The organism is Paraburkholderia sp. BL6669N2 (genome assembly GCF_003387275.1).
Taxonomy (GTDB): Bacteria; Pseudomonadota; Gammaproteobacteria; order Burkholderiales; family Burkholderiaceae; genus Paraburkholderia.
In genome coordinates this window covers 554,858-580,861 of the sequence record NZ_QUNA01000002.1, presented here as the reverse complement: position 1 = coordinate 580,861, position 26,004 = coordinate 554,858, and the positions used below count along the sequence as shown (strand labels likewise).

Sequence of the window (26,004 nt, the reverse complement as noted above, 5' to 3'; positions counted from 1 at the left end):
CTGAATACGATTTCCGACGGAGAACGTCATGCGAGGTTTTTCTACTGCGCGGCGAGTAGTTCGAAACGCAGCCGTGGCAGCGATAGCCGCACTGTTGACTGCGAGTTGTGCGGAGCACGTTTATCGGCCAGGAACGTATTCCAGCACGGTTGACACGCGCGGATACACCGATGACTGGTTCGCCGCAGCGCGCGAAGGGCGCACCGATATCGTTCAATTGCTGATCGACGCGCACTATCCGGTCGAAACCGCAACGCCTGAAGGATATACGGCGCTCATTCTTAGCGCCTACGACAATCACCCGGACACGCTAAAGGCGCTTCTTGCCGCACACGCCAACGCATGCGCCGCCGACAAGCACGGCAATACGGCGTTGATGGGCACACTGTTCAAGGGCGAAACGAACATTGCGCAGATATTGCTCGGGACGCGCTGCCCTATCGATCAAACCAACAACGCAGGGGAAACGGCGCTATCGTTTGCTGCGCTGTTCGGCCGGCTCGATATGCTTGCGGTGCTGGTGGCGCACGGAGCGAACGTCAATCATGTCGACGCACGCGGAGGTACCGCGCTGCAAATGGCCATCTCGCAACACAATACCGCCGCAGCCGATGCGCTGCGCCAGGTCGGCGCTACACAGTAACGTGGAGGGATGCGATCAGGTTTCCGGAAGGTCACGAGCGAGTTTGGCAGAACCATTTTTCGAACAGCGTAAGAAGGAATACAACGGGGTTGCCTTCAATGACGGAAATCACCGCCGTAGTCAGCGTCAGGATCGCGGATATCACGCGTCTGACCCACATATTCGGCGCGGAATCGACCCAACAGGCCCTCACTCAGTTCGGCGAGGAAGCAACGGCTTTGCTAAAGCGGTTGCTGGCTCAACATGAGGTAATTGACCGATATCGTTCTGATGTCGACGGACATTGCTCTGCGTGTTTCCGTGTGCTGTCGGGAGACTTGCCGCGCGATGCCAGCGAAGCGGCGCAGGCCATAGAAAAGGCCGGGCGTCATCTGATTCGCGAGCGGCTACTTGCTATTTTTGGCGGCGGAACAGGCGGCCGGATCAACTACGATCTGTCGGTGTTCGTTGTGCCTTCCGAAGCAGTCTCAGGAAATGAAAAAACAGGTTGGGTTCAATGGACGAAGGATCGATCGAGGTCCCAACCAAAACATCAACATAAGGACCGGGACAACTCATCGACCAGAGTGAAAGCAATTCTGCGCGAACGCTCCATACAGACCGTGTTGCAGCCGATAGTGCGCATTAAAGACGGTGCAGTGATGGGTTTTGAAACCCTTTCCAGAGGTCCGCAACGCACGCCATTTGAGCGCCCGGACTTGCTCTTCGACGCAGCCCATGCCGCCGGCTGTGCCGTGCAGATGGAACTATTGTGTGCCGAATTGGCTCTTGAGCGCACCAAAGGCAAGCTGCCGCCCGGGAAGTTTTTGACCATCAATCTGGGCCCGGATGCCTTGACCCTTGCTGCGGAAAAGCTGCTGTTAGCAGGCCGGCAGGAAGTCATGTTCGAACTCACCGAGCACTTGCCGCTCAACGAAGCCGAGGGTTTGCGAGACGCGGTCGAACGCCTGCGTACCATCGGCATTGGCTTGGCCCTGGACGACACGGGCTGCGGGTTCGCAGACCTCGATACCGTCCGCCTGTTGAAGCCAGAAATCGTCAAACTGTGCATTACAGTGATCCGCAATGCCGATAAGGGTGCGCCCTTTGCAGCCGCTATTCGCGCGTCGGCTGAACAGCTCTGTAAGCTCGGCTGCAAGGTGCTTGCTGAAGGTGTCGAAACGGCAGCCCAGCACGACGCATTGCAGAACTGCGGCATCGAACTTGCGCAAGGGTGGCTTTACGGCAAGCCGGTGGCCGTTGGGTCAGTGCCCGGCGGCAGGTGACCTAACGGCGGGTTCGCAGAACGATTTCGAAAGAGCTTGCGCGCACCGAAGTGCACTGAGCACCGCCGCCCGCGCACAGCGTTCAGTTGACGCGACAGCTCTGTCGTTTAGCGCTGATTTCATTCTCACGGTAGGCAGCCGCTCGAACTCCGTTGCGTTTCGCCGCTACGTCCGTTTCAGCAGCGACGTATCCACCGGCAGCGCACGAATCCGCTGGCCGGTCGCATTGAAGATCGCGTTGCAGATAGCCGCTGAAGTCGGTGGCACGCCCGGCTCGCCGACACCGCCCGGCGGCGCATCGCTCGGTACGATATACACGTGTGTCTCGGGAACGGAATCGATACGGGCAACCTGGTAGTCCGTGAAGTTCGATTGCTCCGACGCACCGTTGCGGAAAGAGAGTTCGCTGTATAACGTGTTGCCGAGCGCCATCACCACCGCACCCTCGAACTGCGCAATAACCCGATCGGGATTGACGATGCGCCCGCAGTCGACGGCCAGGTCGACGCGTGTCACACGCACTGAACCGTCGTCGGCCACCTGCACATGCGCGACCGCCGCCACGTAACTCAGGAAGCTGCGATGTACCGCAATCCCGCGGCCATGCCGCGCCGGCAATGCGGTCGACCACCCGGAGCGCACGGCGACCGCGCGAACCACTGCCGCATAGCGGGCGGTGTCGATCGGATACTCGTCGATCGAAGCGCCATGGTTCGGATAATCGACCCCTAGTGCATGCAGATCGACATGCCGCGGAGTGCCGAGCAGCGTGAGCAGGTGCTGCACCGGGTCCTGCCGCGCCGCCGCGGCAAGTTCATCGACGAACGACCCTAATGCGAAGCCGTGGGGAATGTTGTACACCGATCGATACCAGCCGATGCGCGTGTGTGCAGAGGCGGCGCCGTTCTCGCACCGCACGTTGGCAATGTCGTAGGGCATGTCGGTCACGCCCTGCCCCAGTTCACCCGCCGCCCCGTAGTGGACATCAGCCTTGAATGTCGAACTGATCGACGGGAACACCGTGCGGTGCAACCACGCGACCGTCTTGCCTTGCGCATCGAGCCCGCCTTCCATGTGCTGCGCGCACACCGCATGGAAATAGTCGTTGCGCACATCGTCCTCGCGAGTCCATGTGAGCTTCACGGGCGCGCCAACCTCGCGTGACAGGAACGCCGCCTCGGCCACATAGTCAGGCTTGGACTTGCGGCCGAAGCCGCCGCCCAGTAACGTGACATTGATCGTCACGGCCGGCTCCTGCACGCCGAGCACCTGTGCCACGGTCGTGCGAGCCTGCTGTGGATTCTGCGTCGCGGTCCATACTTCAACCACGCCGTTCGCGTAGGACGCGGTGGCGGCGAGCGGCTCCATCGCCGCGTGCGCCAGGTGCGGCACGTAGTAGTCCGCCGAGACATGGTGTGCGGCGCTCTGAAGCGCAGCCGCTGTGTCGCCGTTGTTGCGAACGATTTTGCCGGGCTGGCGCGCTGTGTCCTCGAGCGCCTTGCGATAAGCCTGACTGTCATAGGATGCATTCGGCCCAAGGTCCCAGTCGAGCCTCAATTTCCGCCGCCCTTGCATCGCTGCCCAGGTGCTCGTCGCCACCACCGCGATGCCGCCCAGCGGCTGGAAACCGGCAGGCAGCGGGGCGGCGGGAATACGCACCACATGCAGCACGCCGGGCACTTTCATCGTTTCGGTCGAATCGACGCTCTTGAGCGTCGCGCCATAGACCGCCGAACGTTCGATCGACGCATAGGTCATTCTGGGCAACACGACATCGATGCCGTACGTCGCCCGGCCGTGGACGATGTCGTCGAGGTCGACGATCGGCAGCGACTTGCCGATATAGCGCCACGTACCCTCGTCTTTCAGATGCAGCGTGTCACGGCCCGGCACCGGCTGACGCGCCGCCGCCGCTGCTAGCGCGCCGTAGGCCACGCGCCGCCCGCTCGCCGCATGCACGACATGACCCGGCTCGGTGCGGCAGGTCGCCGGCGCCACGTGCCATTGCACGGCGGCCGCCGCCACGAGCATCTGCCGCGCCGTGCCGCCTGCTTCACGCAACGGCTGGAAGAACTGGCGGATGCTGCGCGAGCCATCGGTATTCTGGTCGCCATACTTCGCATCGCCTTGCGCCTGCACGATCTTGACGGCGTTCCAGTCGGCGTCGAGCTCATCGGCAAGAATCATCGCGAGACTGGTACGGATACCGGTCCCCATCTCCGAACGATGCACGACCAGAATGATCTCGCCGGACGGTGCGACCGAGACATACACGTTCGGTGCGAAAGCCCCTTTAGCGCCGTTCGCGGATGACAGCACGCTCGCCGCGAACGCGGTACCCGCGCCGCCGATCTGCAAGCCCAGCACAACCCCGCCCGCCAAGGTTCCTTTCAATACCCCGCGCCGGCTTAGATTGACGATTTCTCCCATCACGCCTCCGACGCTGCGGCCTTAATAGCGGCCTTGATGCGTTGATAGGTGCCACAGCGGCAAACATTGCCGGACATCGCTTCGACGATCTGCTCGTCACTCGGCTTCGGCGTCTGTTTGAGCAGCGACGCGGCCTGCATGATCTGCCCCGGCTGGCAGTAACCGCACTGCGGCACATTGGCGGCTTTCCACGCGCGCTGCACCGGGTGATCGCCGCCTTGGCCGAGTCCCTCGATGGTCGTTACGGGCTTGCCCTGAACATCCGCCAGTGCGGTCACACACGAACGCACAGCGACACCGTCCAGATGAACCGTGCATGCGCCGCACGCACCGACCCCGCAACCGAACTTGGTACCGTGCAGCCCGAGCAGATCACGGACTGCCCACAGTAACGGCATATTCGCATCCGCATCGACGTTGTGATGAACGCCGTTCACAATGAGTTCCATCAACTGATTCCTCGTAGTCGACGCGAACGGCACGAAGTCGTCATGCGCCGTATTGCTTTACCCGCCCAACGCCTATCAGGCTCTCGCCTGATAGGCGTTGCACCATCCCGCGCCGCTCACCTGCTTCGCACCGAACAGCGCGCAAAGCGCGCTCGTGTCGGCTGGCTTGCCCTGATAGAACTGGCAATTCGAGCAGCGCTGGGTGGCGCTGAAGCGCGGATATTTCGCGTGATCGACGCGCGATGCGTCGGTCCGGTAGCCGAGCGCCTGCGCGGCCGGATCGCTTTCCTGAAGCTGCGTGGGCGCGGCCCACGCCGTGCCGCCGGTTATTGCCAGCGCCGCGGCGCCAACGATATGCACAATGAAAGTTCGTCGATTGGTTCGCATGTTCAATACACTCCTTTCACGACACCAGAACACGTTGCGGCGGCGCCATAAACTCCGGGCCCACCGGGTCCTTGACGAATTGCGAGACGATGGCGTCGATTTGCGCGAAGGCCTTGTCGTCGAGGTGCCAGCCGAAGGCGGCTTCGAGTCCATCCAGTTGCGACGGACGGCGTGCGCCCCACAGCGCGATCGTCGGGCCGCGGTCCAGCACCCAGCGCACGGCAAGCGCAAGCACCGACTTGTCGAAGTTATCGCGCGCGAAGACGTCCAGTGCTTTCACCGCGTCGACATATTGCTGACGACGCGGCGCACGGAACTTCGGGTCATGTTGACGCAGATCGTCGCCCTCGAAACGCGTCTCGGCGCCGATGCGGCCTGCCAGCAATCCCCGGCACAGTGCGCCATAGGCAAGTGCAACCAGCCCATGCTGTTTCACATAAGGCAGCACATCGCGGTCGATGTCGCGTTCAAACAGGTTGTAAGGCGGCTGCGTGGTGGACAGCGGCGCCACGCGGCGGAACGCGTCCATTTGCACCCCGGAGAAATTGCTGACGCCGAGCGCGCGAACCTTGCCTTCCTTGCGTAGGTCGTTCAGCACCGCGGCCGTCTCTTCGATCGGCACGAGCGGATCGGGCCAGTGAACCTGGTATAGATCGATGTAATCTGTCCGCAAGCGGCGAAGTGTATCCTCTACTTCGTGACGAATGCGCTCCGGCGAAGCATTGCGAAATACCTTGCCGTCCTGCCATTCGAGAGCGACTTTAGTCGCGATGACTGCCTTGTGGCGATATCCATCGGCCAGCGCTTTGCCGAGGATTTCCTCCGATGCGCCGAAGCCATACGCCGGCGCCGTGTCGATAAGATTCACGCCGCTGTCGAGCGCCCGGCGGATCACCGCAATCGAGTCCTTCTCATCAGTGCCGCCCCACATCCATCCGCCGATCGCCCACGTGCCCAGGCCGATACGCGATACAGGCGTCGATAAACCCTCAACTTCAATTGTTTCAATAGTCATGCGATGCTCTCTGGTTAAAGCGCCGCATCCATGTCGAATGCGGTCCGAGAAAATGCGACGCGCCCAAAGGACGGGCAGGCGAGTAGATTATTTCAGCCGCATCCGGCGATCACAAGAAGGCACCTGAAGGTTCCATACTTTCCCCATGGAAACAAATTGCTACGACGGCCCTCACGCCGCCGAGAACGCACAGAAGAAAACCGATGACCTCGCGCGCAACGTCATCGAGCAGATCGCCGACAAGTGGACGATTCTTGTGATCGACGCATTGGGCACACATGGCGAGATGCGTTTCTCGCGGCTACGCGATGAGGTGGGAAGCGTCAGTCAGAAGATGCTCACGAAGACCTTGCGACAACTCGAGCGCGACGGCCTCGTCACGCGCTATGTGCATCCCGTGATACCGCCTCGTGTCGACTATCAATTGACACCGCTAGGACGCAGTCTGCTCGACAAGATCTGTGGGATCTGGGACTGGGTGGAAGCGCATATGACGGAAATGGAATCGGCGCGACAGCAGTTCGATCTCGGCGAAAAGCGTACCGATCGCGCGCCTTCGGACCGGGACGCGGAGTCCGGCTCAGAAACGCGCCTGGAATAGCCGAACGCGCACTGTCAGGTTGGCCGCGAGCTTGGTAAGACGTGCCACATCAGGGACGCCCGGAACGCGGCAAACGACGAACGCATTCGCCTGGAAGCGCGGCGCGTTGGCAGCGCGCTTGCCATGGGTGGTCGGGTCGCCGGTGTCTTCCTGCACCGTCCCGATGGACGCGAGGCCGGGCACGATCGATAGATCGCGCGTGAGTCCTCACGTCACCGCAAGCTCGAATCGACGCCCAGATAACGGAACGGTAAACTAGCCGACCGCGGCCCGTAAGGGCTCCACCATCACACTCCTGAGTCGAGAAGCTCGCGTCACGCGCTCTGACAGCGCAGGAACGCCGTGCCTTCATGGCCTCATTTCAGGAACCCGTCATGTGGATCGTCCGGCTCGCGCTGCGCCGCCCCTATACCTTCGTGGTCCTCGCCGTGCTGATCCTTATCGTCGGCCCGCTTGCGATACTGCGCACGCCGACCGATATCTTCCCGAACATCAATATCCCGGGGGTCAGCATCGTCTGGACCTACAACGGCTTTTCCGCCCAGAACATGGCCAATCGCATCACGTCGAATTACGAACGCGCGCTGAGCTCGGACGTCGACGACATCGAGCGTATCGAGTCGCAATCGCTGAACGGCGTCTCGGTGGTAAAGATCTTTTCCCATCCGGGCGTGGACATCAATCGTGCGATCGCCGAGGCAGCGTCGAACTCCGCATCGATCTTGCACGTGCTGCCGCCCGGCACGCTGCCGCCCAACATCATTACCTATAACGCCTCGACGGTGCCGATCCTGCAACTCGGCCCCTCCAGCGACACGCTCTCCGAACAGCAACTCTACGACCTCCGCAACAGCGCGATCCGCATGCAGCTGGCGACGGTGCAAGGCGCGTCGGTGCCGCTGCCGTTCGGCGGCCGTTGCCGTCATGCACTGCACAGTTCGATGTCTTGCAAAGGCTTGCCGAGTCGGACATTGCGCAGAAATGGGATGGTCCACCGGCATGGCGGGGTCGAGCGATTGGTGGCCGTGCCTATCAGCGCGAGATATCAGAGGGCTGTCTCAAATCTGAAGTGCAACACCGTTTCGTATAAGGTGTTGCGATGCACGAAAGAACTCAGTACCAGCAACTTCAACCGGAAGAGCGCCTCATCATTGCAAGCCTGCATATGCAGGGTTCGAGTATCCGGGCCATGGCCCGGATACTCGGGCGCTCGCCGGCCACCGTTAGCCGTGAACTGACGCGAAACACCTCTCCCGCAGGTTACGCATCGGTGCCGGCTGAAGCGCTCAGCGCCGCACGCCGCAGCGCGGGTCGTCGCCCTACGAAGCTTTGCCTGCAAAGCGTCTGCTGGCGTATCGTTCTCACTTTGCTCGAGTGGAAATGGTCACCCCAGCAGATATCGGGCACACTCAAGCGTATGTATCCGACTGACCCGACCCAGCAGGTTTCGCACGAAACCATCTACACGGCCATTTACGCCCAGCCGCGCGGCGAACTGCGCCGCCAGCTCATTGCCTGCCTGCGCCATGGCCACAGCACGCGCATGCCGCGTACACGGGGCACAGACCGGCGCGGACAGATTCCAGACATGGTCAGTATTCATGTGCGGCCGCCCGAAATCGAGGACCGGCTGCTGCCTGGACACTGGGAAGGTGACTTCATCAAGGGCGCCGGCAACCGGTCCTCGGTAGGCGTTCTGGTTAAACGGACCAGCCGCCTGGTGCTGCTCGCAAAGATGGAAGACGCCACCGCAGCTTCGGCGCTGGGGGGTTCTCCGCCAAACTCAATTGGATTGCCGAGCCATTGCGGCAGAGCTTCACCTACGACCAGGGCAAAGAAATGTCGCGCCATAAAGAGCTCACCACCGCGACCGGCGTGAAGGTGTACTTCTGCGACCCGCACAGTCCATGGCAAAGGGGCACTTGCGAAAACACCAACGGGCTGCTGCGACAGTATCTTCCCAAAGGCACCGACCTTTCGGTCTACAGTGAGGACGAACTCGACGCCATTGCCGACAGCCTGAATAGCCGGCCCCGCGCGACTCACGCCTTCAATTCGCCATTCGAGGTCTTCGCCGCGACCCTTGCTTCAGCAACTCAACCTCAAGGCTCTAAACATTAATCCCGCTGTTGCGCTTCACCCTTGAAACCGCCCAGAGCGGTCCGATAGGGTGCGCCGGCGGCGCTCGTAAGAGTACGCCCTCACACGCTTAGGTCCTCAAAGGTTAGTTTCGCGTGGGGCGTGAGAATGGCTCCCGACCATCATTAGATAGGATGACAAAGCAAAAGAAATCTGACAGTACCCATGCGCGCAGTGCCCGCTGCTATCAACGCTCCGTCCGACGTTCGCTTCCGTTCCGACGCCCTCGAGGACAACACAATCAACGCAGCCAAGCGTGACAAGCTTCCCCCGAACCCACCGAGGTTCAAATGCGCGAGCGCGATCGAATGATGTTCACGTGACGGCCATCATGCGGACCGCTTGGCTCTCGCAACGGTATGCGACGGCGTGATGGCTCCGGCCCCCCGACTTTCAATCAACGCACGCGTACGCTGCGAGATTCGCGCCGCTGCCTCCTGGATCGATTCGACAAGACGGTCCAGATTGGCAAATTCGAGTCGCTGGGTCGGCACGATCACCGCAAGCGAACCGACTGCTTCACCGGAGTCGTCCGTAAATAGCGGGGACGCCAGTGCGGAAACGCTGCTTTCCAGTTCGCCCCTCGACAGATAAAAACCGGCACGCCGGATTTTGAGCAGCGACGCGCGAAACTCGTCGAGTGTCGCCCCAAGGCCGCTTTGCGCGATCTCGTCGGCATACTCATCGAACAGGACTGCGAGCTTGGCCTTCGGAAAGGTGGACAAGATCGCTTTTGGAGCGGCACCGAGAAACAGGGGACGAGGACGACCCCGGCCGTAACGGAGGTCAAGCGCCGCGCCGTGAGTCTCCCGATGCGTGTCCACGAGTTCGTTACCGTACCAGCGCGACATCACCACATCGAAGCCGGAGCGTTCGCTCAACTCACGCATGATCGGCTGCCCGACCGCAAGCAGCGGATCCGACATGCGCAGGTGGTAGTCAAGCTTGATGATGCGAGGGCCGAGACCATAGTCTCCTCCTGCAAACCGGATGAGCAAGCCAGCGTCCAGGAGCTCGCGCACATAGCGGTAAGCCGTTGGAATCGAGCAATCGAGTTCGGCGGCAACGTCTTCGACGGACAGGAACGGCTTCGCCTCCGAAAACAGCTCGAGTATGGATAAGAGTCTCGTAATGCTCGACATCTCTGCGCTGCGCCTCCTCATGTGTGAACCGATTATATCCACTGGCAAGATCGCCATTGACGCGTTCGACGACCGCCGCGCGCAAACAGTCGCACGCGAGCCAGGCAGCGCCACGCTTACGCAAGCCCCATGCGCTCGGCCATTTCGGCTTGCCAGACACTTCGCGGCCTGAATCCCGATAGCGTTCTTGCGTGGTGTTCGACAGCAGTCATCAGTTCAGCATCGGGCAAGCCGAAATCCACCGGCACACGCATCGGCTGGTCGACGTACCAGGGCGTGTCGATGTAGAGCTCGAGGCGGTTGCCCTCGGGATCGCGCGCATAGATCGAAACCGAATTGCCGTGGGTGACGGGGTTGATTTCCTGCAGGCCTTCCGCAACGAACTGCTGATGAAACCGCCTCAGGGTGGCAAGGCTGTCGGCTGTGAACGAAATCTGGTTGATCGGGTTGAACGCCAGGTGCTCGGGGCGGCCGCTCGCGAGCACGATCTGGTGATGCACCGCGGGATCGCGGCTCAAGAATACCAACTGCACAGCGCCGTGCGGCGTCTTCAGTGAACCCCGATCCGTCACGGTGAATTCCATCACCCGCGTATAAAAGTCCTCCACCCGCGCCATGTCGCTCACATAGAAGCCCATGTGACTGAGGGACAGCCCCGCCCTCTCTTTCTTCATACCGTTCATGCTTGTCTCCAAGTAGTGATAAACCCTAACAAAAAACACGTTGTGGCCTTTGTTAAATTTAGTCTATTCTCACTATAAGATAAATGCACGGTTTTTTTACGAATCGAGGCGTTGATCCTATCGACTTTTTATCTATCTGGAGTATCAATGAAACTCGCCAGCTTCTCCACCCACCTCGGCCCATCGTTCGGCATCGTTCTCGATGAAACCGTGTTCGACCTTGGCAAGCGTCTTGGCGGCCGCTATCCCGATCTGAAGGCACTGATTGCCGCGGACGCCTTCGGCGAGGCTGCCCAAGCCGCCGATAGCACGCAGGGCGACTACCCGCTGTCGGAAGTCACGCTACTGCCTGTGATTCCGAACCCCGAACAAATCTTTTGCGTGGGACTCAACTACGCGGACCATGTCAAGGAAACCAACCGCGAAACCACCGAACATCCGGTCATCTTCATGCGGGTGCCGGCTTCGCAGGTTGGCCACGGTCAGCCGATGCTGCGTCCGCCTGAGTCGCAGAAGTTCGACTATGAGGGTGAGATTGCCGTCATCATCGGGCGCGGTGGACGACGCATCGCCGAGGCCGACGCGTGGAATCACATCGCTGGCTACGCCTGCTACAACGACGGTTCCGTGCGCGACTGGCAGCTTCATACGGGCCAGTGGGGCCCGGGCAAAAATTTCTATCGCACCGGCGCGTTCGGACCGTGGATGGTGACGAGCGACGAGATCGAACCCAATGCGGTGATGACGCTCATCACCCGCCTGAATGGGCAGGAAGTGCAACGCGCGACGACGCAGATGCTGATCCACGGCATTGCCAAACAGATTGCCTACCTGTCGACGTTCACCCCGCTCTCTCCGGGAGATGTGATCGTGACCGGCACGCCTGGCGGCGTCGGCGCGAAGCGCAGTCCGCCGCTGTTCATGAGGGCCGGCGACGTGGCGGAAGTGGAGGTTGACCGGATCGGCGTTCTGTCCAATCCGATCGCGGACGAAGCGTAAGAGTCGTAGCCGGGCGCGTTCGTGTGCGCCCGGCGTCTTATCAGGCGGAACAAGACATGTTAGAGAAAACTATTTCGACGCACGCGTGCGACTACGACGTGGCCGTTATCGGCCTCGGGCCCACCGGAGCGACGTTAGCGAACCTACTGGCAATCAAAGGCTTGCGGGTGCTGGTGCTGGAGAGAGACAAGGACATTTTCGCGCTTCCTCGCGCGGTGCATTTCGACGGTGAATGCATGCGTGTGTTCCAGACCCTCGGTTTAACCGAGAAGCTGCTACCCAGGCTGTTCGTGGGTCCCGGCATGAAATTCGTGAACGGGGAAGGCAAGTTGCTGATCGACTGGCAACGACCGACCTGTATCGGACCGCAGGGATGGAGCGCGAGTTACAAGTTCCATCAGCCAGATCTCGAGAACGCGTTACGCGAGCGCCTCGCGCGGCAATCGAGCGTTGACGTTCGGGTGCGCCACGAGGTGTTCGCGCTTGACCAGGCGGACGATGGCATCCAGTTGCGCTTCGAGGATACGAGCTGCGGCAAACTTGGACATACCACCGCGCGATATGTAGTCGGCTGCGACGGCGCGCGCTCGATTGCGCGACGCTTCATGGGCACCGAACTGACCGACCTGAAATCGCATGAACGCTGGGTCGTGGTCGACGTATTGCTCGACACGCCGCGGCCCGATCTTGGCGACTACTCGGTCCAATATTGCGACCCGGCGCGTCCGACCACTTACACGCGTGGTCCCGGAAATCGTCGCCGCTGGGAAATCATGGTGATGCCCGGTGATGATGTGACGCAACTCACGTCCCCCGAATGGCTGTGGGACAAACTCGCTCGCTGGATTTCGCCCGCCGACGCGCACCTCGAACGTTCTGCCATCTATACATTTCACTCGGTGGTGGCGAACGGTTGGCGCCGTGGCCGACTGTTTCTTGCAGGCGATGCCGCACATCAAACGCCACCCTTTATGGGCCAAGGCATGGGAGCCGGCATTCGCGACGCCTCGAATCTTGCATGGAAGCTTGGTGCCGTCATTCATGGAGAGGCGCTCGATACCCTGCTCGACAGCTACGAATCCGAACGCTCGCCGCATGTGCGCTTATTTATCGAAACGGCGGTACAACTCGGCTCCGTCATTCAAACGACGAGGCCAGAACTGGCCGATGTCCGTGATGAAGAGATGAGTGCAGCGATTCGCAATTTTGTGACCCCACAACCCCGGCTCGGTCCGGGCGCGTGGATCGATGAGCCATCGGGCGTGGCCGGGCATATTGCACCGCAACCCCGCCTGCCGGACGGACGACTGGTGGACGACGTGGTCGGCTATCGGTTTGCGCTGGTTGCGCGACCGGAGCTGCTCCGTGAACGCCGCGACGTCGTTTATAGCGCTGCGCAAGCGGGCGTCGAAATTGTGGCCAGCGACGGGGCGGCCGTTGGCGAGTGGCTGGAGTCGATCAACGCGGCAGCGGTGCTTGTCCGCCCCGACCGGTATGTGTACGGCGTCGCGCAGGACGGTGAATCGTTGCAACACCTTCTGCAGCACGCCGTACCCGGCTTGCAAACCGAAGGTGCTGTGGCCGTGTGAGCCTGCAAAATCCGTTGCCACGCGAGACGTCTCGCGCTCAACGCCAGTAAATCATCGGACAAAGAAGCCGACAATCAGTTGGAGGAGTCATGGGAATATCCCGCAATCCGGTCGGCGGCGCCGACCGTCGGCAATCATCCGGCTTGTCCCGGTCGCAGTGGAAAATGATTCTCATCGCAAGCCTTGGCGGCTCGCTGGAGTTTTACGATTTCATCGTCTACGGTTTTTTTGCCCATAACATCGCGGCCCAGTTTTTCCCGAGCGCGTCGTCGTTGATCAGCATGCTGGCTACTTTCTCCGTGCTCGCAATCGGGTACGTGATCCGACCGCTCGGCGGAATTGTGCTCAGTAGCTGGGGCGACCGGTATGGACGGCGTCCGGTGTTCCTCGGCTCGATCATTGTGGTCACGACCGCTACGATCTGTCTCGGTCTGCTGCCCAATTATCAGAGCTGGGGCATGACCGCATCGCTCCTCCTGATCCTGCTGCGCATGCTTCAGGGATTTTGCGTCGGCGGAGAAATGCCCGGTGCGATTACCTATGCAGTGGAAGCCGCGCCGCATCGGGCGGGGCTCGCTGCCGGCATTATCATCTGCGCGGTGAACGTGGGCGTGTTGCTCGCCACGTTCGTCAACCTGGGCATCCAGACCTACCTGTCCGCCACGGACGCGGCTGCGTATGGCTGGCGGATCGCGTTTCTTTTCGGCGGCGTTTGCGGGATCGCTTCCTACCTGATGCGTCGCAATCTTGACGAATCGCCCGAGTTCAAGGAAATGCATGGCGCTGTCGTCAAACAGCCGTTTCGCGAGACCTTGCGACGTCATGGCAAGGCGGTCGCGACGGGCGCATTGTCGATCGCCGTGATGGCTGGCATCAATGGCGTACTTTATGGCCATATGCCCGCTTACCTCGTCCAGCAACTCCACTATGCGCCGCGGACCGCGGCAATTGCCCAAAACGCTTATCTGATTGTCAGTTCCTTCGGTCTCCTGGCCGCGGGCTGGCTTGGCGACAAGATCCCGCGCCGGTACCTGCTTCGAGCGTCGGCGGCACTGTTGATCGCGTTGAGTTACCCGTTCTATGAAGCGCTGGCGAGTCATACCGTCAATCCGGTGTTGCTGTTTGTGCTTGCCGGCCTGGTTTTTTCACTGGCAAGCGGGACATGGGCGTCGGTGCTCGCCGACCAATTCCCTGTCCAGGTCAGATTCAGCGGAATCGCGCTGGCTTATAACATATCGGTCGTCGCATTCAGCGGCTTTGCGCCGTTGCTGGCGACCATGCTGATTCGCGTAACCGGCTCCCTGGCAGCGCCAGCCTGGTATGTCATCGGCGCGTGCACGGTTGCGCTGCTTGCCAGTTATGGGTTGCCGACGGGAAGGTCTGGGGCCGGGTCGCCGTCGAAGACAGATGGACTGAGCGGTGAACTATTGCGTTGAGCCGAATCGACTCACGACGCGGCCCGGCACCGTCCCTGACAAGAAGTATCCATGCCGTTTGCCCGGGAGATTGACGATGAAAGATGCGCCCATTCAGGCCGCCGTCGAGGCGTTGGAACAACAGCGCTGCGACGCCACGGTGGCGGAGGACCTGCCCAAACTGGCGTCACTACTCGACGACGACCTGACGTTCGTCCATTCAACTGGCTACGTTCATGGCAAGTCGGAGTATCTGTCTTTCCTTACCGAGAAGATCAAGGTGCGTCAAATCGTGCGTCCGCAACCGCTCGCGTACAGGCTCCTGCCAGACATGGTGATCACGACAGGTCATCTCGAGCAAACCCTGGCGCGCAGGACCGATGGATCGGAGCTCAACATTCGCGCGGTTGTAACGGAAATATGGGTCAAACGCGAGGTCGGCTGGAAACTGCTGCATCTCCATTCCGGGCGCTTGCCCGATTGACATTGCGTTGCTAACCCGCGGCTTTGGCACGACGCCGACTGATCTCTTGACCACCGTTCTCGACATATTCGGTGGCGCGCGACCGAAATACAACTGGCTGACCGCTCGACGGTCATCGTCCCCAACTCTCATCTGATCTCGCAGAACCTGCGTAACGTGACGATGGGAGACCGTACCCAAGGTGTGACGACGCTCACGCTCAGTTGTCCACTGGACACCGACCCCGAACAGGTTCGCGATCTTCTGCTGGGTGCCTATCAGGCGCACCCGTCGATTCTCGACCATCCGGCGCCATCCGTCATGTTCAGTCAACTGACGCCCGACGGCATTACGCTGAGCGTCACCGGCTATGTCCGCAGCCCCCGGATCGCGGGGGATATCAAGAGCGATCTGCTGTTCGAAATCCTCAAGCGATTATGTGCGGCGAATATCCCGCTATCGAGATCGCAAACCGTTATGGTAGGGAATCTGCGTGATCAGATTCGCACCGTCTCTACCACAACCACCTCATTGGTCTAGCGTTCACCGGAGCAGGATTGAGCCGGAGGTTAAGAAACCAGGCGCGACCAGGGTACGTTCGGCGAATGTCTCTTCACGCTTGCCCGGCGGACTGCGCGTTTTCGCCCGCCTATTGGCGGATGTAGATCGGCGGCGAGTAATGGCGATATTCGAATGTCGCGCGGTTGCCCCGACTGCGACAACCCGCTCATCACCGCCGCCTTCACTTCAGCAGCCTGACTATCTTCCGGGCAGTGCGATTTCTCACAGCGCGACTGCCCATCACCAGGGTTCTCGATTTGGACCAGTTCCGCACGGATTTCGGCGGGGGCGATCGCAGAACTCGTCTGCGCAAACGAAGCAACGGGAAGCAAAAGAGCGGCAGTAACTGCAAATACTCGAACCAAGGGCTTCCTGATGATCAACCTTCACAGCTAAGCTTCCGTGGATTTTTGCTTTATCGGAATACCGACGTAACAAACGAGCCAAGTTACGCCGGTAAAAAATAACGTTTTCGAGCCGTGACTAAATTTTTTTCAATCAGATCCATGAGGCTGCCGACTCCTTCAAGCATGAATTCAATCGTTTTTTTGTCATTGAAGACTCCGTTGCTCATTTTGGTGTGCGATAAAGCCACAGCGATTTGAGGAAAGGCAACACGAATAGCCTCGACCGCGCTAATGGTTTCATTCAGCTGAGCTTGCGCGGACCCCGCCCGTGAATGCGGAAGAAGCCGTGAATGTCAGGACTGCCCTGCCCTTGATCGGACTATTCCGATAAGGCCGCGAAAGCCAGTCCAGCGCGTTCTTCATAACATCCGACATGCCATGGTTATACTCTGGAGTACCTATGATCATCCCGTCACAGCTTCTTACCGCATCCCACAGCCGGGTAATTTCTTGCGGGCGAGAACCTACTGCCGCGGAATAGGCGCAGGTTTCCGGCAGATGAATGAAGCCATACAACAACGGATTGACACGTTATTGCGCCTCAAAACTAATCTGGATTCCTGTATCGGATGCGGTTGCCTATCGCTTTACGAATGTCCGTTGAGTAGTCCCGGAGATAATCTGGGGAAAGGGGAAATCAGGGGCTGTCTTGCTTGAGGATGGAGAGTCGAATTCGGATGGCAGCCGTTGAACGGCTTACTGCTGCCGCGGCTGGCCGCGGCAGCGCTCGCCATAGCGTGGCTCAGCGTGAAGACCGTCGACCCAGCCGCGGGGCGGCTAGATTGAGAAGTGAACCGGCTTGCTCATGCCCGCATCGGACAACGCACACAACGCTACGGCCGACCAGTCGTGCGCGGCGCCAATCCCTTGCGAACGCAAGGTCAGGAAGCGGTCGCGCACGAGGCTCGCCAGCGGCATCGGCACACCCAGCGCCTCGGCGGCCGCCAGCATCAGACGGTTGTCCTTCTGGCCGAGCGGCAACAAAAAGCCCGGTGGCTGGAATTGCTGAGACGCGATCAACGGGCCGTAAATCTTGTACGGCGGCGCGTTGAAGTTCGCGCTCGTCAGCAATTCGACGAGGCGCATCGGGTCGATGCCCGCCTTGCCGGCCACCGCACAGGCCTCGCCCAACGTCTCGATGATCGCGGACAGCATGAAATTGCCGATCAGCTTCACGAGGTTCGCCTGCGAAGGATCCGTGCCGACGATGCCGACCGACTGTCCGAGTTGCTCGAGAAGCGGGACCGCGACGGCGAGATGCGCGTCCTCGCCCGCCGCCATGATGAAGAGCTTGCGCGCCGCCGCGGCGTCGGGCCGGCCAAACACCGGCGCGGACACGAACGCGAGCCCCGCTTCGCGGTAGCGCTTCGCGTGATCCTGCGCGGCCGCGACGCTAATCGTGCTCATCGAGATATGCATTGCACCCGGCCGCAGCGCGCCAGCAATGCCGGCTTCGCCGAACGTGACGGCTGCATGCGCGGCATCGTCGGCGACCATCGTGAACACGACGTCGGCCGAGTCCGCGGCGTGCGCCGGGCTTGTGGCGACACGTGCGCCGGCGGCGCACAAGGGCTCCGCCCGCGCGGCCGTGCGGTTAAAAACATGCACCTCATGCCCCGACTCGACCAGGTTCATCGCAATTGCGGCGCCCATCGAGCCAAGACCTACGAATCCAATCTTCATAGTGATAATCCAGGAGAACAGTCAAGCGGACACGGGATCGCTCAGACTGCAAGTTGATAGACCTGGCGGCTGACTTCGAGCGTCACGTCGCCGTGCTCGCCCAACGCCGTCATCCCGTGCTCTTCGAGCTTGTTGATCAGCGCGCCGATGGAACTGCCGCCAATCTGACAGTCACGCAACCGGGCCCCGAGCGACATGCGCTCGAAGAACACTCGGGTTGCCGTGATCGCCGCGCTGATGCGCTCGTCCTCGCTGCCCTCGGTAATATTCCAGACGCGCTCCGCGTATTGCAGCAGCTTGGCGTGCTTCTGTTGCCGCCGCACGCTCAGCATGGCCGGCAGCACGATCGCGAGCGTCTGCGCATGATCGAGCCCGTGCAGCGCGGTGATTTCGTGGCCGAGCATGTGAGTCGCCCAGTCCTGCGGCACGCCTGCGCCGATCAGGCCGTTGAGCGCGAGCGTCGCGGTCCACATGAGGTTGGCGCGCACCGCATAGTTGTGCGGCTCGGCAAGCGCCTGCGGGCCCACTTCGGTCAGCGCGATCAACAGCCCTTCGGCGAAGCGGTCCTGCACTTTCGCATCGACCGGATAGGTCAGGTACTGCTCGACGACATGAACGAATGCGTCGACGACGCCGTTGGCGATCTGCCGCGGCGGCAGCGAGTAGGTCGTGACGGGATCGAGCACGGAAAACCGCGGATAGGTGGCTTCGCTGCGAAACGGCAGCTTGTCCCCTTTCGCGCGATGGCTGATCACGCCGCCGTTGTTCATTTCGGAACCCGTGGCCGGCAACGTCAACACAGTGCCGAACGGCATCGCGTCGCGCGCTTCGACCTGTTTCGCGAGGATGTCCCACGGCTCGCCGTCGAACTTCAGTGCGGCCGCGATGAACTTGGTGCCGTCGATCACCGAGCCGCCGCCGACTGCGAGCAGAAAGTCGAGGTCGCGCTCACGTGCGAACTCGACCGCCTGCATCAAGGTTTCGTAGGTGGGATTCGGCTCGATGCCGCCGAACACGAAATAGGCACGCTCGCCCAGCGCTGCCTGCACCTGCGTGAGCACGCCATTGCTCTTGATGCTGCCGCCGCCACACGTAATCAGCACGCGCGCGTCGGCCGGGACCTCGGTGTCGAGTGCGGCGATCTGGCCTTCGCCGAACAGAATGCGAGTGGGGTTGTGAAAGATGAAGTTTTGCATGGGGACCTTGCTTTCCTGCATTGATATGACCGGTCGTCTCAACTGCGGACAAACCCCGCACCGCAGAGCGACTGCGCGCCGCCCGGCGTGCCGACGTCCCTTACTGTTGCTACCGGGACTTGAAAAACAGATCGAACATCGAATGTATACAGGCGTTCAATGGTTCGATCGAGTCCTCCAGCTTCATCCGCAACAGGCTGCCTTCCCACATGTTCCAGAAGAGGTCTGCCATTGCTTCAGCCGGAAGATCGCGGCGCACCGAACCGAACTCCTGTCCTCGGCGCAGGTACCCGGCACAACGCATGCGCCATTCGTCAACCGTCTGGCGCGCCGCACGACGGCACAGATCGCTCGACTGCGCGATCTCGCCGGCAAAATTGCCTAACAGGCATCCGCAACGATCGTCGCAAGCCTCGTAGTCGGCCGCGATGCGCTCGTAGATGCCGCGTAGCGCGAGCAGCGGATCAGGCGCATCCGCTTCGATCGAATACTGCTGCCACTCTGCCGCCTGCTCGTCCGCGTAGTGACGCAGGATCGCCGCGCCAAACGCTTCCTTGCTGTCGAAGTAGTTGTAGAAAGAACCCTTCGGCACGCCCGCGCGCGCAACGATGTCCTTCACGCCGGTGCCGTGATAACCGGTTTCGGCAAACAGCGCGACGCCGGCCTCCAGCAGCTTCTGGTGAAAGTCCGCGGTTCTGGGCACAGGCGCTCCCATCGTCGCGCCTCAGGCTCGTCGCGTGGCGAGCTCGGCGGCCTGACGCAAGGCTTCGAGGAGACTGCGCTCATCGGCAATGCCCTTGCCGGCGATGTCGAACGCCGTGCCGTGATCGACCGAGGTGCGGATCACGTCCAGACCGACCGTCACATTGACGCCCGCCTCCAGCCCGAGAACCTTGACCGGACCGTGGCCCTGATCGTGGTACATCGCGACCACCAGGTCGAAATCGCCGCGTCCGGCGCGGAAGAAAAGCGTATCGGCAGGCAACGGACCTTCAATGTCCCAGCCTCGCTCGCGAAGACGCTGCACCGCGGGAACAATCTTTTCTTCTTCCTCGCCATAACCGAACAGGCCGTTTTCGCCCGCATGCGGATTGATGCCGCACACGGCGATACGCGGATTGGCGATGCCGGCTTTCATGAGCGTCGCATGACCGCGTTCGATCGTGCGCTGCACGAGGCCCGGCTCGATCTTGCGAATCGCGTCGATGATGCCAATGTGCGTGGTCACGTGAATCACGCGCAATTTAGGCGCGACGAGCATCATCGAAACTTCGTCGATGCCGGTGAGATGCGCGAGCATCTCGGTGTGTCCGGGATACTTGTGACCGCCCGCGTGCAGCGCTTCCTTGTTCAAGGGCGCCGTACAGATCGCGTCGATCTCGCCGGCTTTTGCCAGTTCGACCGCGCGCGCAATGTAGCGGTACGCGGCGTCGCCCGCGAGTGCCGACAGCTTGCCAAACGGCAGGTCGGCGGGAATCAGTGCGAGGTCGATACACTCGATGCTCCCCCGCTCATAGCGGGCATCCGACGCCTTCTCGATACGACGCACCGTGGCGCTGCCGCCGAGAATCTCATTCGCGCGCTCGAGGCGTGCCGCGTCGCCGATGACGAGCGGGCGGCACTGCTGATAGACCGACTCGTGCGTCAGGCTCTTGACCACGATCTCCGGACCCACGCCGGCTGCGTCCCCCATCGTGATGCCGATGACAGGAAGGTAGTTGCTCATAATGTTTTGGCTGAATTTCGTGGGCTCGTTTTGCAAGCCGTTGAGGGTGTGGAGGTGCCGGCCGGGTTACTGAGTTCCGGCCCGCTGCGCGCGGAGTAGGTCACGCTCCTCAGATGAAGGTATGCGCCGTACAGCGCATGCTCGCTGCCGAATGCGCCGGCCTTGGTGACAATCGCGAGGTGCTCGCGGCCATGCGCACGCGCTACCGCGACGCCCGGCTCGATCTCCGACAGCAATTGCAAACTGGCGATGTCGACCGTGCTCAGCATCGCTCGCGCGGTTTCGCCACCGGTGGCGATCAGTCCGCTGAGATGCGCAAACGATGGCGCAACGAGCGCCGCCAGCATCTTCGACAGATGCGCACCCTCGGCGGGATCGAACGCCTCGTCGCGCCCGATTCGCAGCAGCAGATCGGTACGTTCGCCAAGGTGCGCGGCCACCCGGGCCTGCCAGGCCGGCCATTGCGGATGCCGCTCGGCGTCTCGCAGCACGGCGGGCGGCACCACGAACTCGGCGATGCCCGCGCGCTCGCGTAGCATCGCGCATTGCCGCTCCGAGACCGCCGAGAGGCTGCCGACCAGAATCAGCACCGCGCCGTCCTGCCTGTCTATCTGCAACGGCGCCGCGTTTTCGTCCGGCGCGGGCGTGGACTGGTCGCTCACCAAAGCCAACTCGCGAGCCAGTCCGCCAGAGCCGACCCAGAAGAACGCGCCGTCCAGCGACGCCGTGGCCTCGGCGAGCGCCCTGAGGTCCGCATCGGCTTGCGCATCGACGACTAGCGCCTGCGTGCCGCGGCGCATCACCGCGCCAAGCGTCTCGCGCAATGCCTGCCGATCGCCGCGCAGCGCCGCGACCGTCAGCAGTGCCGTGGCGAGGCCCGCGCACTCCAGCATCGTCGTGAGATCGGCAGAACGCCCAGCGTGTTCGAGCTGCCAGGTTTCAGTCTCTTCGAGCGGAACGCCGCGCACGAAGACCCGCCCGTCACACACGGTACGCCCGGTTGCCGGGTACGCCGGCGCGACAATGGCGAGCCCCGCGAGCGGCTGCAAGCCGGCGACTTCGGCGGCCCAGTTGCCGCGCAAGGTGGAATCGATTTTTTTGTACAACCGGCAAGCCGACGCGCCGTACACCTGCCACGCCGCACTCGTGCGACGTGCCGCGTCAGCGGGCGACATGCGGCGCGTGTCGGTATCCACCGCGATCACTTCGGCGTGAGGCATCGCCTGCGCCGCCGTGAGGCTCACCGCCGTGCGCAGACCCGCAGCGGCGAAGGCAATCGCGCAATCCGCGGCGCCCGACAGGTCGTCGGCGACGATCAGAAGTTTAGTCACGCTCAACGTGTCGCTCCGATGGTCGAGCCGCTCGCTTGATCGATTCAATCAATTTAGTCAATTTGACGCAGCAGGCCGCCGGCGCGGACGGGCACATCTGCGCGGCGCGCGCCTGCCTGCCCCGCCCCATTGCCCCGCCGGCCGGTTTGATTACACTTACGCGATTCGACGCCTTTGCACGGCGCACCATCCAGGCAAACCATCACCATGAAAGTTACGAACCGCCGCGAGGCAATGCTGCAGGCCGTCCTCTCCGGCATGACCGATGTCAGCGCGTTGTGCGAGCACTTCGGCATGTCCGAGGCGACGGTCCGTCGCGACCTGCGCGCGCTCGCCGACGAACGGCGCATTGTGCGCACCTACGGGGGCGCGGCCGCTTCGCTCGGTATTCACGAACCCGAGGAATCGCTCGATAGTCGCCGCGAGAGTTTTCGCGAGCAAAAGGAGGCAATCGCGCGCGTGGCCGTGAGCCATGTGCAGGATGGCGACACCATCTTTCTCGACGGCGGCACCACCGCCGCGGCAATGGCACGTTTGCTCGCCGGCCGCCGCGAGGTTCGCGTTGTGACCAACAATTTGTTGGCCGTCAACACGCTCGCTGCGAGCGAAGTGCCCGTCATCCTGATCGGCGGCGATCTGCGTCCCTCCAGCATGAGCACACTCGGGCCGCTTGCGCAGCTTGCCTTGAGCCGCCTGTCCGTCGACAAGGCATTTCTCGGCGCGGACGGCGTGGTGGCTGACCGAGGCCTCTGCGAGGCGTCGGCGGAGCAGGCCTACCTGAAGGAATGCGTCATCAGGCAGGCTGCTCAACTCTTTGTACTTGTCACCTCGCACAAGCTGGACCGCGCAAGCCAGCAACACTGGACACCGCTCGAACGCGAGTGGACGCTCGTGACCGATGCCCGTCGCGACGCACCCGAGATGGCGTCATTCCTGTTGCACGGCGAGGTGATCGTCGAGACGGCGCGGTAGCACGAGTACGTTGACTGCCTGGCATAACGGCTGCACCGGGTCGCTGATCAACTCGGCCTGCGAGCAATGAAGTCAATTTCGACGAGCGCGTCACGCGCCAATCCGGTTACGCCGATGCAAGTCCGCGCCGGCAATCTGCCAGTCGGAAAATAAGCTGCATAGATAGATTGTCCATCACTCGCGTCGTCTGCGCGGCCACGCCTTCGAGAAGCGGTGCGTTGTCATCCTCCGGCAACGTTGGCATCTGGCCTGTGAGAAACGCCCAGCCGTCGTGCTTGGTTGCATGGGAGAAGGGGCCTACCGGAGTCGGGCCGCCCTGGACCATCCAGAATTTTGTAGATACATCCATCTGCGACAACTCCGTGGAAGTAAGGAAAACATCGTGCGCGCACCGCTTCGGCAGACCGATCGCACATGCACGGCAAGATGATCATTCCGCGAACAAGGGCTTGCGGATAATCGCGTGCACACCCCGGTTGCCGTCGACGACCTGTGTCACATCAAAGTCGACTGCAACCGAAATCAACGAGATTGCTTCGTCTTCGGTAAGACCCTTGGTCGTGGTCAGAAAGCGGCTTGTCTTGATGAACGCGTCACGCATCGCGAGATCCAGCGTCGACTTTTCATAGACTTTGCTCTGCGCGTGCGTGCCGAATGAGTATTCGCATCGTGTTGCAACCTGCCGTTCAATTAGCCCGATTCGCAAAAAATCCGGCGGCATAGTGGTTCCAACTCACGCGGTCCGCCCGGACTACAGACGAAAGCGAATCTGCGTGAGAGATTCGCATACCTGCCACAAACGCTGGGCGGTCAATTCATCCGTGGCCTGCCTCGCGACACTCGCTTCGCCGATCCTGCGCCCGCGTGCCTCGAGGAAACCTTGTGGCCCGTAATAGCCGCCGCCATCGACGTGGGGCGACGTCGTCGCGTAAAGCGTCGGCAGCGCGCCGGCGGATTCACTGTTCAGCGCGATGCCGATAACGCGGCCAGCGAGGCTGCGAGCAGCACGTGACAGCGCGGATCGCTCGCCGGAACGAAACAGATTGGTATTCGCGACCCCCGGATGGGCGGCCACAGACATGACACGGGAATTCGTCGCGCGCAGTCGACGGTCGAGCTCGAAAGCAAACATCAAATTCGCAAGCTTCGACTGGCGATACGACTGCATCGGCGAATAATGCTTCTCGGACTGCAGATCGTCGAAATCTATTCTCCCCTGCTTGTGCGCGATGGAAGCTATCGTCACAATGCGTGGCCGCTCAGGCGATTCAGCCGCGGCAAGTTCGAGAGCGGGCATGAGCAGCGCCGTGAGTGTGTAGTGGCCAAGCATATTGGTGCCGAACTGCAGCTCGAAGCCATCGGCGGTCTCGAGACGTTTCGGCGGCGCCATGACGCCGGCATTGCTCACCAGAATATCAATGCGACGTCGTTCCGCGATTTCCTTGTGCGCGAACGAGCGGATGGACGCGACGGAAGCGAGATCGAGAATCGCCAGTTCTGCGCGTGCTCCGGGAACATCGGCTTTCAGACGGGCGAGAGCTTTTTCTGCGCGGCGCTTATCGCGGCACGCCAGGATGACCTGTGCCCCTTTGCGCACCAGCGCCGATGCGGCGTGATAGCCGATTCCGCTATTCGCTCCCGTGATGAGCACTCGCTTGCCGGTCTGCGGTGCAATGTCGTCGGTGGTCCACCGTGTGTGCATGTTGGTCCGGGGCGGCGTGAAGATTGAATACGCGAGGTCGAGACTACCACGGTGGTGATCCGAAAACATATCCGGTGACAATCATGCCGCGAGCCGGCCCAATATGAGACTCGCACCGACATAAATTGCTCTTTCGAGTATTGCATCGATTGCTGTTTGCTCACCCAGTAAGTCTCGGCAATATGGATGATGCCTGTTGTCGTTATCGGAATTCGATCGTGAACACGACATGGATCCTGGATGACATTTCAGTCATTTCGGAGCATCACTTGAAGTCGCGTCCCAACCTGTGCCGTAACGCGCGGATTTGCCTCCCATTTCGACGGCAGAGTAGCTGTTTTCAAAAGTCGAAGGCATGGAGGGTAAAAACGCTTATGAGAGGTTGACGGGTTCAGTCCGAGGAAGCGGCTTCAAATGTCACTTTCAAGCGTCCAACAGGTGACGCTTTAGGTTGGAGTTGCAACGAGCATGTAGCCGAGGCCCCACACAGTGCGGATATGTCGTGGCGAGGTTGCCTCTGTCTCAATCACCTGTCGTAAGCGAAGAATTTGCACGTCAACGCTGCGAGCGCTCGCCTCATATTGCGACCCGCGCGCGCGTTCTATCAGATTTGCGCGGCTTACGGGACGGTTGGGCGTCTCCGCAAGCGCACACAGGAGACGCATTTCAGCTGCGCCGAACTCGACAATGCCCGCTTCGTCCGACATCAATTCTCTACGCCGAACGTCCAGCCTGAAGGCGCCGAACCGCAAGCATTGCGACTCGCCTGCAAGCAGCATCTCGCCCCGCACGTTTTGCAGGCGCACCTGAAACTGCTGCCGACGTAACATCGCCCGAACCCGCGCTATCAGCTCGCTCGGCAGAAACGGTTTGGCGAGATAGTCGTCGGCGCCGATCTCCAAACCTACGACCTTGTCCGCGGGATCGCCACGCGCTGTTAGCATGAGGATGGGGATTGTCTCTCTCCGAGCGCGCAAGCGACGGCAGATGGACAGTCCGTCTTCGTCTGGCATCATGATATCGAGAATCAACAGGTCGAACGGGTAGCGCTCGATCAATACGTCCAACTCAATGCCTGTCTTCACCGCGCGCACCGAGAAACCTTGTGCCGTCAGAAAGCGTTGCAGCATATTGCGGATTTCAACATCATCGTCAAGCACGATGATGCGACCGGTTGGCAAATCATCTGACATATGATTAAGCAGA

The 26,004-nt window shown here is 61.3% G+C and carries 23 protein-coding genes and 5 pseudogenes; 11 read left to right on the top strand and 17 right to left on the bottom strand.

Features of this window, described 5'->3' with window-relative positions; genetic code table 11:
- The first annotated feature begins 28 nt into the window (after positions 1 to 28).
- Together B0G80_RS25195 and B0G80_RS25190 are read left to right on the top strand one after the other, a co-directional pair.
- Entirely contained in the window at positions 29 to 643 is a 615-nt protein-coding gene (locus B0G80_RS25195) for an ankyrin repeat domain-containing protein (RefSeq protein ID WP_408968231.1), read from the top strand.
- Positions 644 to 741: 98 nt separating this feature from the next.
- Positions 742 to 1,908, top strand: coding sequence for an EAL domain-containing protein (locus B0G80_RS25190; protein WP_116120528.1), 1,167 nt, complete (start codon positions 742 to 744; stop codon positions 1,906 to 1,908).
- Positions 1,909 to 2,073: 165 nt separating this feature from the next.
- Here the strand turns inward: B0G80_RS25190 and B0G80_RS25185 are convergent, their stop codons facing one another.
- From B0G80_RS25185 to B0G80_RS25170, 4 genes are all read right to left on the bottom strand, one after another.
- A complete protein-coding gene (locus B0G80_RS25185; RefSeq protein WP_116120526.1) occupies positions 2,074 to 4,338 on the bottom strand; it encodes a xanthine dehydrogenase family protein molybdopterin-binding subunit in 2,265 nt (754 codons plus the stop codon).
- Complete coding sequence (locus B0G80_RS25180) at positions 4,338 to 4,790, bottom strand: (2Fe-2S)-binding protein (RefSeq protein ID WP_116120524.1); 453 nt, start codon at positions 4,788 to 4,790, stop codon at positions 4,338 to 4,340. The genes B0G80_RS25185 and B0G80_RS25180 overlap by 1 nt, the downstream gene beginning before the upstream one ends.
- Positions 4,791 to 4,862: 72 nt before the next feature.
- Positions 4,863 to 5,174, bottom strand: a complete 312-nt coding sequence (locus B0G80_RS25175) for a high-potential iron-sulfur protein (RefSeq protein ID WP_116120522.1) — start codon at positions 5,172 to 5,174, stop codon at positions 4,863 to 4,865.
- Positions 5,175 to 5,190: 16 nt separating this feature from the next.
- Positions 5,191 to 6,189, bottom strand: a complete 999-nt coding sequence (locus B0G80_RS25170; protein WP_116120520.1) for an aldo/keto reductase — start codon at positions 6,187 to 6,189, stop codon at positions 5,191 to 5,193.
- Positions 6,190 to 6,334: 145 nt separating this feature from the next.
- Here B0G80_RS25170 and B0G80_RS25165 point away from each other — a divergent pair, with 145 nt between their 5' ends.
- Positions 6,335 to 6,790 (top strand): helix-turn-helix domain-containing protein, encoded by a 456-nt coding sequence (locus tag B0G80_RS25165; RefSeq protein WP_116120518.1) that lies wholly within the window; start codon positions 6,335 to 6,337, stop codon positions 6,788 to 6,790.
- Here B0G80_RS25165 and B0G80_RS25160 read toward each other — a convergent pair.
- Positions 6,770 to 6,973, bottom strand: coding sequence for a hypothetical protein (locus B0G80_RS25160; protein WP_116120516.1), 204 nt, complete (start codon positions 6,971 to 6,973; stop codon positions 6,770 to 6,772). The genes B0G80_RS25165 and B0G80_RS25160 overlap by 21 nt on opposite strands.
- Positions 6,974 to 7,164: 191 nt before the next feature.
- On the opposite strand from B0G80_RS25160, the pseudogene B0G80_RS25155 reads away from it, so the two are divergent.
- Together B0G80_RS25155 and B0G80_RS25150 are read left to right on the top strand one after the other, a co-directional pair.
- Positions 7,165 to 7,714 (top strand): annotated as a pseudogene (locus B0G80_RS25155) (efflux RND transporter permease subunit); the annotation flags it as partial.
- A 175-nt stretch (positions 7,715 to 7,889) separates the two neighbouring features.
- Positions 7,890 to 8,911, top strand: a pseudogene (locus B0G80_RS25150) (IS30 family transposase).
- A 347-nt stretch (positions 8,912 to 9,258) separates the two neighbouring features.
- Here B0G80_RS25150 and B0G80_RS25145 read toward each other — a convergent pair.
- Both B0G80_RS25145 and B0G80_RS25140 read right to left on the bottom strand, forming a co-directional pair.
- On the bottom strand, positions 9,259 to 10,071 hold the full coding sequence (locus B0G80_RS25145; protein ID WP_116120514.1) for an IclR family transcriptional regulator: 813 nt from the start codon (positions 10,069 to 10,071) through the stop codon (positions 9,259 to 9,261).
- A gap of 116 nt (positions 10,072 to 10,187) precedes the next feature.
- Positions 10,188 to 10,754 carry a VOC family protein gene (locus B0G80_RS25140; RefSeq protein WP_116120512.1) on the bottom strand — a complete coding sequence of 189 codons (567 nt, stop codon included), beginning with the start codon at positions 10,752 to 10,754 and terminating at the stop codon, positions 10,188 to 10,190.
- 147 nt (positions 10,755 to 10,901) lie between these two features.
- On the opposite strand from B0G80_RS25140, the gene B0G80_RS25135 reads away from it, so the two are divergent.
- The 5 genes and pseudogenes from B0G80_RS25135 to B0G80_RS25115 form a co-directional block, all read left to right on the top strand.
- Positions 10,902 to 11,753 carry a fumarylacetoacetate hydrolase family protein gene (locus B0G80_RS25135; protein ID WP_116120510.1) on the top strand — a complete coding sequence of 284 codons (852 nt, stop codon included), beginning with the start codon at positions 10,902 to 10,904 and terminating at the stop codon, positions 11,751 to 11,753.
- Positions 11,754 to 11,809: 56 nt separating this feature from the next.
- Positions 11,810 to 13,342, top strand: coding sequence for a bifunctional 3-(3-hydroxy-phenyl)propionate/3-hydroxycinnamic acid hydroxylase (locus tag B0G80_RS25130; protein ID WP_116120508.1), 1,533 nt, complete (start codon positions 11,810 to 11,812; stop codon positions 13,340 to 13,342).
- 89 nt (positions 13,343 to 13,431) lie between these two features.
- Positions 13,432 to 14,778, top strand: coding sequence for an MFS transporter (locus tag B0G80_RS25125; RefSeq protein WP_116120506.1), 1,347 nt, complete (start codon positions 13,432 to 13,434; stop codon positions 14,776 to 14,778).
- Positions 14,779 to 14,854: 76 nt separating this feature from the next.
- Positions 14,855 to 15,241, top strand: a complete 387-nt coding sequence (locus B0G80_RS25120; RefSeq protein WP_116120504.1) for a nuclear transport factor 2 family protein — start codon at positions 14,855 to 14,857, stop codon at positions 15,239 to 15,241.
- 60 nt (positions 15,242 to 15,301) lie between these two features.
- Positions 15,302 to 15,760: pseudogene (locus tag B0G80_RS25115) on the top strand (mechanosensitive ion channel family protein); the annotation flags it as partial.
- Positions 15,761 to 16,425: 665 nt separating this feature from the next.
- Here the strand turns inward: B0G80_RS25115 and B0G80_RS25110 are convergent.
- The 6 genes from B0G80_RS25110 to B0G80_RS25085 form a co-directional block, all read right to left on the bottom strand.
- Positions 16,426 to 16,704 carry an NAD(P)H-dependent oxidoreductase gene (locus B0G80_RS25110; protein ID WP_258879219.1) on the bottom strand — a complete coding sequence of 93 codons (279 nt, stop codon included), beginning with the start codon at positions 16,702 to 16,704 and terminating at the stop codon, positions 16,426 to 16,428.
- 261 nt (positions 16,705 to 16,965) lie between these two features.
- Positions 16,966 to 17,871 carry an NAD(P)-dependent oxidoreductase gene (locus tag B0G80_RS25105; RefSeq protein WP_116120500.1) on the bottom strand — a complete coding sequence of 302 codons (906 nt, stop codon included), beginning with the start codon at positions 17,869 to 17,871 and terminating at the stop codon, positions 16,966 to 16,968.
- Between the two features lie 41 nt (positions 17,872 to 17,912).
- On the bottom strand, positions 17,913 to 19,067 hold the full coding sequence (gene yqhD / locus B0G80_RS25100) for an alcohol dehydrogenase (RefSeq protein WP_116120498.1): 1,155 nt from the start codon (positions 19,065 to 19,067) through the stop codon (positions 17,913 to 17,915).
- 109 nt (positions 19,068 to 19,176) lie between these two features.
- The gene (locus B0G80_RS25095; protein WP_116123706.1) at positions 19,177 to 19,770 is read right to left on the bottom strand and encodes a TetR/AcrR family transcriptional regulator; all 594 of its coding nucleotides are present in this window, start codon (positions 19,768 to 19,770) and stop codon (positions 19,177 to 19,179) included.
- Positions 19,771 to 19,791: 21 nt separating this feature from the next.
- Entirely contained in the window at positions 19,792 to 20,793 is a 1,002-nt protein-coding gene (gene pdxA, locus B0G80_RS25090) for a 4-hydroxythreonine-4-phosphate dehydrogenase PdxA (RefSeq protein ID WP_116120496.1), read from the bottom strand.
- Positions 20,790 to 22,130 (bottom strand): four-carbon acid sugar kinase family protein, encoded by a 1,341-nt coding sequence (locus B0G80_RS25085; protein WP_116120494.1) that lies wholly within the window; start codon positions 22,128 to 22,130, stop codon positions 20,790 to 20,792. The genes pdxA and B0G80_RS25085 overlap by 4 nt, the downstream gene beginning before the upstream one ends.
- 201 nt (positions 22,131 to 22,331) lie before the next feature.
- Here B0G80_RS25085 and B0G80_RS25080 point away from each other — a divergent pair, with 201 nt between their 5' ends.
- The gene (locus B0G80_RS25080) at positions 22,332 to 23,096 is read left to right on the top strand and encodes a DeoR/GlpR family DNA-binding transcription regulator (RefSeq protein ID WP_116120492.1); all 765 of its coding nucleotides are present in this window, start codon (positions 22,332 to 22,334) and stop codon (positions 23,094 to 23,096) included.
- Positions 23,097 to 23,143: 47 nt separating this feature from the next.
- Here the strand turns inward: B0G80_RS25080 and B0G80_RS25075 are convergent.
- The 4 genes and pseudogenes from B0G80_RS25075 to B0G80_RS25060 form a co-directional block, all read right to left on the bottom strand.
- A pseudogene (locus B0G80_RS25075) lies at positions 23,144 to 23,445 on the bottom strand (RidA family protein).
- A gap of 81 nt (positions 23,446 to 23,526) precedes the next feature.
- Positions 23,527 to 23,751, bottom strand: a pseudogene (locus B0G80_RS25070) (acetamidase); the annotation flags it as partial.
- A gap of 96 nt (positions 23,752 to 23,847) precedes the next feature.
- Positions 23,848 to 24,798, bottom strand: a complete 951-nt coding sequence (locus B0G80_RS25065) for an oxidoreductase (RefSeq protein WP_116123705.1) — start codon at positions 24,796 to 24,798, stop codon at positions 23,848 to 23,850.
- A 446-nt stretch (positions 24,799 to 25,244) separates the two neighbouring features.
- Complete coding sequence (locus B0G80_RS25060) at positions 25,245 to 25,991, bottom strand: response regulator (protein ID WP_116120490.1); 747 nt, start codon at positions 25,989 to 25,991, stop codon at positions 25,245 to 25,247.
- Positions 25,992 to 26,004: the final 13 nt, after the last annotated feature.